We start from the raw sequence: 8427 nt of genomic DNA, 5'->3' as shown, positions 1-8427 counted from the left end.
GGCAGCGAGCCGTAGACCTCGTCGGTGGAGACGTGCAGGAAGCGGAAGGCCGCCTTCTCGGCGCCTGCGAGCCCGTCCCAGTGGCTGCGGGCCCCGTCCAGCATGACCTGGGTGCCGACCACGTTGGTGCGGATGAAGGCACCCGGATCGGTGATCGAGCGGTCGACATGGCTCTCGGCGGCCAGGTGCATCACCGCCTCGGGCCGGAAGTCGGCGTAGAGGGCGTGCACGGCCCCCGGGTCGCAGATGTCGGCCTCCACCAGGCGGTGCCGCGGATTGGTGCGACTTCGTCGAGGNCGGTGATCGAGCGGTCGACATGGCTCTCGGCGGCCAGGTGCATCACCGCCTCGGGCCGGAAGTCGGCGTAGAGGGCGTGCACGGCCCCCGGGTCGCAGATGTCGGCCTCCACCAGGCGGTGCCGCGGATTGTCCGCCAGCGGCTGGAGCGAGATCGGGTTGGCCGCGTAGGTCAGCGCGTCGAGCGTCGCCACCTCGTGTCCGAGGTCCTGCACCAGGTGCAGGACCCTCGTCCGCCGACAAGATCGCCGATTTCTTCGACAGCGTNGGGGTGTCCGCGCGAGACCTACCGCGGATTGTCCGCCAGCGGCTGGAGCGAGATCGGGTTGGCCGCGTAGGTCAGCGCGTCGAGCGTCGCCACCTCGTGTCCGAGGTCCTGCACCAGGTGCAGGACCAGAGCCGATCCGATGAAGCCGCAACCGCCCGTCACCAAGATGCGCATGGGATGAAAGGTCTCTCGTGAGGCCGGATCGATGGACGATCCGGCGATGGGGTGATGCGGCGGGACCGGCGCCGGCCGGGTCGTCCGCCGCAAGAGCTTCAGAAAAGCGGCGGAAGATCGGCCAGGCGCGGGGCGACCCGGTCCTTGGCCGAGAGCTGGGCCTCGGCCTCGCTCACCGGCCAGGCGATGCCGAGCGCCGGATCGTTCCAGAGCAGGCCGCCATCGTGCTCGGGGCTGTAGACCCCGCCGGCGACCTTGTAGGCCACCATGGTGTCGGGCTCCAGGGTGCAGAAGCCGTGCCCGAAGCCGACCGGGATGTAGAGCTGCTCGCCGCCCTCGGCATCGAGCCGCACGGCCACGTGCCGGCCATAGGTGGGCGAGGCGCGCCGCAGGTCGACGGCCACATCCAGGATGGCACCCGCGAGCACCCGGATGAGCTTGGCCTGGGCCATGGGCGCGCGCTGGAAGTGCAGCCCGCGCACGGTGCCGCGCGGGGCGGAGAAGGACTGGTTGTCCTGGATGAAGACATCCGCGATGCCGGCCCGGGCCAGAATGTCCGCCCGGTAGGTCTCCNTCCAGGATGGCACCCGCGAGCACCCGGATGAGCTTGGCCTGGGCCATGGGCGCGCGCTGGAAGTGCAGCCCGCGCACGGTGCCGCGCGGGGCGGAGAAGGACTGGTTGTCCTGGATGAAGACATCCGCAATGCCGGCCCGGGCCAGAATGTCCGCCCGGTAGGTCTCCGAGAACCAGCCCCGCGCGTCGCCGAAGCGCGTCGGCACCACCCGCCGGACCGCCGGAATGTCCGTCTCAATCACCTGCATGCCCGGAAGACCTCAAAATGATATTAAAAAAGAAATGGCGCCTCACCCTAAAACCAGATTTAGGACAATTAAGAAATATCCCGAACGGTTATACTTCTTGCCGCTTCAATGAATCCATCCACATCAGGTGACAGCATCAAATAATAAAGCTCTTGGATTTGCTTTTCAGGTAAGTCCCACCAGCGAATCTCTAGCAGCGCGGCGATCTGCTCAGGCGTGAAGCGCATGCGTATCACTTTAGCTGGCACGCCACCGACGATAGCGTAAGGAGGCACGTCGCGGGTAACCACCGCTCCTGCCGCTACGCACGCCCCGTCTCCGACTGTCACCCCTGACATGATTCGGCATGATATCCCAAGCCACACGTCATTGCCGATTCGTACATCACCGTTAGTAGCAGGGTGTCCAGTGTAGGCAGACGCTACCGGATCAAGAACATTAAATGGGAATGTTGTGATCCAGTCCGTGCGATGGTTGCCCCCGAGCATGATCGACACGCCCCCCGCGATCGAACAGTACCGACCGATCGATAAGCCTGCGTCCTCGCCCCACCACATTACGCTCGGTACGCCGTAAGTGTAGTCGCCTATTACGTACCGAAATTTAAAAGCCGCAGCTTTAAAGGCATCTTTCGTCACAGCAACATTTGCTGCCGCGAAGGCAGCGCGCATAGTAGGAAGCATTGCTCATTTAAACCCATTAAGAGAGATGTATGGTATCACCCACTCTGCCGAGTGACTAGTTTATCCGTTTAAAACTTTGATCATCTACTATTAAATCTTATGCATCAACAAGTTAAGGTGTTCGAATTGGAGTTCGTTGACAATCTCAGATATTGAAACATACTAAGTGCAGCAAGCAGGCATGTGCCGGAAAACTTGGTCTGAGTATGGATGTAATGCGCGCATTGGCCAACAGGACCTGGCATTCGAATAATCAAGTAAAAATCTACCTCTATATAAAACGACAATAGTTTAGTAAAAGTATTTTGTCCGGTTTTATTTTCCACCATTTCCCGACATCATAGCCGCGCACGGAGAGGAGTGCTAGACCGTTGTGATCCCTAGGATAGGAAATTATGATCAGGCCGTAGCGACATGCAGACGAGGGTGTCCTTTTCGTCGATCGAGGAGACGAGAAGGAATTCCTCGTGCAGATATGGCGCAATGCTGCTTAGAAGATCCTTTCAAAGACGGGTACTGTGTCCATGATCTCGACGCTAGACCCCGGCTGATCCGCGTGGCAATACCAAATCTGAAATGGGCACCGGATTAACCCCGGAAGGTCGCCAAAGTTACATGCACTACCCGGTTGAGCCGTCCCCTTTGTCAAACAGCGTTGAACATTGACCCTGGATCGGTGTGGAACTTTGGCTCTGATGCACTCGTGCTGATCATTAAGGCGAGAGGCCGATCAGGCGAGCTTGCAGCAGGTCGATCTTGCCGCGGCCGTACATCTGGCGCTTCACGAGCTTGAGTTTCGTGACCTGTCCCTCGGTCTGGCCGTTCGACCATGGCAGCATGATCGCAGCCTGAACTGCGGACCGATCTTGACCGACTGCCGCGCGCGAAGGAGGCGACGAGACTTCCCTCGGCCCGCCTGAGCCATTCTTCGAGTTGGCCGGGCTCGTTTCCTCGCACCATCGCCTGGAAGGAGACGACCACCTCGCGTGCCTCGACCAGCGCCGGTACCCCACCTTCGACCGCGGCCACCGTCAGCGTCTCCGCCTTGGTCAACCGGTTGCGATCCGTCGTCAGCAACCGCACCAAGGTTCGCGCCGACGGCACACGCTGAAGCCGCTCGATGTTGGCCTGCTCCGCGCGTCGGCAGCGCGTCGCCCATTCCCCGACCACGCGAAACGATCCTCGGAGGCCCTGCGCCCTCGCCATTCGTCAGACCTCGGTCGCATTGCGGCTCCCTGCGTCCTACTGGGCGTCGAGCCAAGGCAGATAGGCGTCGAGCGAACTCTGGCGGACCCGGAAGACGTCCGTGCGCTCGCCGCGCGGGACCGCACGTACCACCTTGCAGCTGTGGCCCAGTCGCTGGCCGATCCGGCGGATCGGAACGCCTGCGTCGGCGAGTGCGCGGATGGCCACGTCCGCCTCTTCCCGGCGCAGGTAACCCTCGTACTGGATACGCTCAGCCGCGGTGACGAGCTCCGGATCAACGGTAGCTGCGCCAACGACCTCGCGAACCTGACGCATCGACCCGCGCACGGCGTTGAGGAAGCCGCGGCGGGCGTTCTCCATGAGGTGCCAGCGGTCGGCGACCTGGATAGCCCGCGGCAGAGCGCGGGCGATGGCCTCACCATATCCGCCGCCGCGGTCGCGGGCGACGATCCTGATCGAGGCCCTCTCCTTCAGCTAGGTCTGTACGGTGGCCTGTTCGCGGTCCGGTAGAAGCGCCACGATGCGGCGGCGTTCGAGATCGCAGACCAGAGTGCCGTAGCGGTGGTTGCGTCGCCAGGCGAAGTCGTCAATGCCGATGACGCCGAGCGGATCGGACGGTGTCGTTGCCCGACGGCGTACGACGCGCAAGAGCGTATCGCGACTGACCGGCAGCATGAGACGCTGGGCGAGGCCCGCACCGGGCCGACCGCCGAGCGCGAGACCGAGGTAATGGACGATCTGCTCCAGCCGCGAGGTGCGTCTCGCGAAGGCGGGTAGGACACCGTCAGGGAAGCGCTCAGCGAAGATCTCCCGGCCACAGGCAGCTGCGTCACACCAAAAGCGGCGTACGACGACCTGGAGCTCGACGCGCCGGCCACCGAGCGGTAGGTCGGCAGCACGGCGCTGGTAGCGACTTTGGATGCGACGCGAAGAGACATGGCAGTCTGGGCAGGGCGTCTCCGCGGCTCTCGACCTCACAACCAGACTGATCCGGTCGGCGTCCGCATCGTGATGATCGAAGATGAATCCAGCGGGTACGAGGCTCGACGACCGGAAGCGAGGGCGCATTCTGCGGCTCCATCATAGATGTCCGCAACCTCAACGCCGTCGGTATCAACGAGAGTGAGTCAGAGCCAAAGTTGTACGCAGAAATAAATATCCTCGAAAGTTGCGACGGATTAACGATTGCGGCGTTGGCGGGTGAAGGAGCTAGCGATGCCTTCACCTTTTTTTGTAAATCTGCGCGAACGCGTCGTGGCGGCTGTGGCCGGAACCGCTTTTTTCCGTCGTTCAGCGGCTCGCTTCGGCGTAAGCGTGTCGAGTGCCAGCCGCTGGTCGATGCGGTTTGCGCGGGAGGGCCACGTTGCACTCAAGCTGAAGCGCGGCGACCGCTCGCCGGCCACTGAGGAGCGTGCGGATCTAATTCTGGCGGCCTGCCAGACTCGGCCCAAAATCTTTCTTCGCGAGTTGCGCGACGTCTAAACCTGACCGGTGTTTTGGACCGTGCCAAGTGAGAGGCTACTGTATGGTAGCGGCCATAAGTAGCCGGAAGGCTAGATTCGGGAAGGTGAAAGGCGTGGGCGGCCGATAGCTCAGCGACGAATGCGGCCGGACGCGGCTGTCGGTGTTCTGCCAGGGCTTGATCACGATTTGCGCTTCCTTCAGTGAGTAGAAGATTTCCTGCCTCAGGCACTCATCGCGAAGCTTGCCGTTGAAGCTCTTGCAGTCGCCGCTTTTACACGGCGAACCCGGCGCGATATACTGGATCTGCGGTCCGGTCTTGGCGCCCCAATTGCGCAGGGCCTTGGCGATCATCCCGTTGGGCAGTCCTTCGGTTCCGGGCGCTTGTCGCAACGAATGTGCTCCGGGATGCCGTCGAGACACACGGCGTCGGCCAGCGCCTCGATCCGCGTTAGGATGCGCGTGGGCTGTCTTCACCTCGATCTGGCGGAGCTTCAGCACGACCTGCTCCGCGCTAGTCTTGTGACCTCGTTGCCTGTCCGACTCCTTCGGTCCTGGCTGACCCTCTCAATCAGCCAGTTCCGAAGCCAGCAGGTTAAATCAATCCTATCGATGACACCGCCTCATCATAAATTAAGCTCCCGCCTGACTGCCGTAATATTCTAAGTAGCTGGAATTCACATTTTGATCGCTGCTGACAGATGGGTTCCAGAGCTGTCTTGCTGAAAACTCCGCAGTATCTGCCGCCTCTGCAATCGCTTCGGTGACAATATAGCTAGTGGTCTGAGTTAGAAGTTCAGTTGCAGATTTTGAGCTTGCACCTACGTGTGGGGGATGCCCGCACGGAGGTGACCGATGGCTCGTGGTCCCAAACCTGCTCCTCTCCATCTGAGCGAGGACGAGCGAACGCGCCTCGCCGGATTCGTCCGTCGCCGCAACGTCGGCCAGGCCTTGGCTCAACGCGCGCGGATCGTGCTGGCCTGCGCCGAGCCGGGATCGACCAACAGTGGCGTTGCCCGTGATCTCAGCGTCAGCCGGATGAGCGTCACGACGTGGCGTGCCCGCTTCCTTGCCCATCGCCTCGACGGCCTCGTCGACCTGCCCCGCTCTGGTGCGCCACGTGTCGTCGCGGACACGGCCATCGAAGGGTTGATCACCCTCACGCTGGAAAGCCAGCCGGAGAACGCCACCCACTGGTCGACCCGCGCCATGGCTCGGCGGGTGGGCATGAGCCAGAGCATGGTCTCGCGGGTCTGGCGCGCCTTCGGGCTGCAGCCGCACAAGGCCGACACCTTCAAGCTCTCGACCGATCCCGCCTTCGTCGACAAGGTCCGGGACATCGTTGGCCTGTACCTGGCTCCGCCGCATCGTGCCGTGGTGCTGTGCGTCGACGAGAAGCCGCAGATCCAAGCGCTGAGCGGTACCGCCCCCGTGTTGCCGATGCGGCCCGGCCAGCCGGAGCGCCGGACCCATGACTATCGTCACCAGGGCACCACCGACCTGTTCGCCGCCCTCGACATCCAGGCTGGGACGGTGATCGGCCGCTGTACACGCCAGCACCGTTCGGTCGAGTTCCGCACCTTCCTCGATCAGATCGAGGCGGCCGTACCAGATGATCTCGACGTACACCTCGTGCTCGACAACGCGGCCGCCCACAAAACCAAGCTGATCCACGACTGGCTCGTGAAGCGTCCGCGCTGGCACCTTCACTTCACGCCGACATCCGCGTCGTGGCTCAATCTCGTCGAGGGCTGGTTTGCCCTGCTGACCCGTCGACGCCTGCAGCGCGGTGCCTTCCAACAGACCACCGATCTCGAAGATGCGATCCACGCCTACATCGCTCAGACCAACACCAACCCAAAGCCCTGCGTCTGGACAAAACCTGCCGATGCCATCCTCGCCAGCGTCGGACGTTTCTGCCAGAAAACTTCTAACTCAGACCACTAGACTGTTCATCGGTACTAGCGAGAAACTTAGCATGACTTGTAGATTCACTGTTCCGCGCGGTAAGTCTACGACGTAAATTGATAGCTCTTGCAATTGCAGCCTCGTCAATTTTTGAAGTAAATTCAAATAAATCCGGCCCAGGATTTCTTAGATTTCTTTCTGCAAGATAATAAACTAGAATATTTGGTTTATATCTAGCCAATAGATCGTAATCAACCAATTTTCCTGGTATCAAAACTGTCACTATAGCGACCTGCTGCATGTACGTTGCAAGCATCGATCCAGATGAATTGCCACAGATAATAACAAGCGGAACCGTGCCTTGTGGATTGAGAAACACTGAGTAGGTCGTGGCACGACTACTTATAAGCGTTATTTCCGCACAGGATACAAATTTGGGCATGTCTTCTTTTTCAGTTTCTTCCGTTCCATCCCAAGCCGATAGATCATGGACATACGAGTTTTCGACCCAGTCAACTACGGGCAGCGTCTCCGCCATCTGTGCCTGTTTCATGATCAGCTCAAAAATGTGATGGTGTGCCCGCCAGGTTAGATGTGAGTCCAACTTTAAAATAATTTTTTCCAGTTTATCCCAGTTCAGCAGAGCTTCTAATGGATAAAGAACGCTGATATTACAGAGCTCTTGAGTGGCCCTACATACAGCAGACGCTGGCCGATGATCGGACAGGTGCATATCGTGCGAAAGCAGATGCGGCGCTACCGCAATCTTTTCAGGTATAATCACAGGAACAAATTTTCCGCCATGCGCTCTAACTATTGCATCTGTAAGACAATATCGTCGAGCCCAAATCTTTGCATCCCTCTCCGGTATAGAGGCGCCTCCGGATAATTGATCTATGACTTCCCTATCTTCGCCGCAGTAGAATTTATATCCTTCTGCGCCTTCAATCACACCTCGCTTCGGAATGGAAGCACAGACAATAGCGCTGCTAGCTCCGTCCATAAGAAGGCCTGTCTTGTTGTAACGAAATTCAACCTTCGAACCTTTGCTTGACAAAGCAGCACTTAGGTCGATCTTAAACCCACAACGAGCATCCTCGAGCTCTAGAAGAGTGGAGAATTTTTCTTTTACATCGTCTCTTATGTAATTACCAACAGCAATAGATATGTGAATTTTGTGATCTATAAATATATCAATAATGCATCCATTTTTGCTTTCGGTATCTACTGCCCATCCCAGGGCAATCGGGCCTGCCACGTCGACATTTCCGAAAATCATCATACTTCCTTTGACTCGCGCTCGCTCTTTGGGAAATCGAACATAAAATGGGGTGCATTCAAAATGTCAATCGTGGTGGAGTAATCAGAAAATTGTTCCATATAATAAAGTGCTTCGATCTCCCGATGGGTTTGGGATAATGAGGATTAAGTGGGGCTATCGGGGTACTTTGATATGCATAGGCGCTATTGAGGGTTGATGGTGCTCTACGTCGACGTCCCCCGTTGCTTCGGTCTAGTGGTGCGAGTCTAACATTTGGTGCCCGCGCTTTGCGGCCTGGATGATGCGATCCGGGTCGGCAGTCCAGACGAAGGGCTTTGGGTCGCCGTT

Annotated in this window: 5 protein-coding genes and 6 pseudogenes; 2 read left to right on the top strand and 9 right to left on the bottom strand. The window is 59.2% G+C overall.

The genetic code is table 11. The annotated features are described in order from the left end of the window. The 7 genes and pseudogenes from ASF41_RS24160 to ASF41_RS16725 all read right to left on the bottom strand — a co-directional run. Positions 1-296 (bottom strand): annotated as a pseudogene (locus ASF41_RS24160) (GDP-mannose 4,6-dehydratase); the annotation flags it as partial. A 1-nt stretch (position 297) separates the two neighbouring features. Beyond that, the coding region (locus ASF41_RS16740) for an NAD-dependent epimerase/dehydratase family protein (protein ID WP_244479688.1) at positions 298-520 on the bottom strand (223 nt) is incomplete at its 3' end. A 74-nt stretch (positions 521-594) separates the two neighbouring features. Then, a pseudogene (locus ASF41_RS25115) lies at positions 595-738 on the bottom strand (NAD-dependent epimerase/dehydratase family protein); the annotation flags it as partial. A 98-nt stretch (positions 739-836) separates the two neighbouring features. Then, positions 837-1311 (bottom strand): annotated as a pseudogene (gene rfbC, locus ASF41_RS16735) (dTDP-4-dehydrorhamnose 3,5-epimerase); the annotation flags it as partial. Position 1312: 1 nt separating this feature from the next. Further along, on the bottom strand, positions 1313-1560 hold a 248-nt coding region (locus ASF41_RS24155), incomplete at its 3' end, for a dTDP-4-dehydrorhamnose 3,5-epimerase family protein (RefSeq protein WP_162242129.1). A gap of 68 nt (positions 1561-1628) precedes the next feature. Continuing rightward, the gene (locus tag ASF41_RS26475) at positions 1629-2231 is read right to left on the bottom strand and encodes a CatB-related O-acetyltransferase (protein WP_082504645.1); all 603 of its coding nucleotides are present in this window, start codon (positions 2229-2231) and stop codon (positions 1629-1631) included. A gap of 725 nt (positions 2232-2956) precedes the next feature. After that, a pseudogene (locus ASF41_RS16725) lies at positions 2957-4517 on the bottom strand (ISL3 family transposase). A 147-nt stretch (positions 4518-4664) separates the two neighbouring features. Between ASF41_RS16725 and ASF41_RS25110 the strand changes: the two are divergent. Continuing rightward, positions 4665-4925, top strand: a pseudogene (locus ASF41_RS25110) (IS630 family transposase); the annotation flags it as partial. A gap of 42 nt (positions 4926-4967) precedes the next feature. Here the strand turns inward: ASF41_RS25110 and ASF41_RS16720 are convergent. Next, a pseudogene (locus ASF41_RS16720) lies at positions 4968-5356 on the bottom strand (transposase); the annotation flags it as partial. 409 nt (positions 5357-5765) lie between these two features. Here ASF41_RS16720 and ASF41_RS16715 point away from each other — a divergent pair. Beyond that, positions 5766-6857, top strand: coding sequence for an IS630 family transposase (locus ASF41_RS16715; RefSeq protein ID WP_056495149.1), 1092 nt, complete (start codon positions 5766-5768; stop codon positions 6855-6857). On the opposite strand, the gene ASF41_RS25105 is transcribed toward ASF41_RS16715, so the two are convergent. Next, positions 6841-8076: a hypothetical protein gene (locus tag ASF41_RS25105; protein WP_156653343.1), complete on the bottom strand. Its 1236-nt coding sequence runs from the start codon at positions 8074-8076 to the stop codon at positions 6841-6843. The two genes, ASF41_RS16715 and ASF41_RS25105, sit on opposite strands and share 17 nt — an antisense overlap. Positions 8077-8427: the final 351 nt, after the last annotated feature.

Source organism: Methylobacterium sp. Leaf111, from assembly GCF_001423285.1.
Lineage (GTDB): Bacteria > Pseudomonadota > Alphaproteobacteria > Rhizobiales > Beijerinckiaceae > Methylobacterium.
This window is presented reverse-complemented; position numbering and strand designations above follow the sequence as displayed.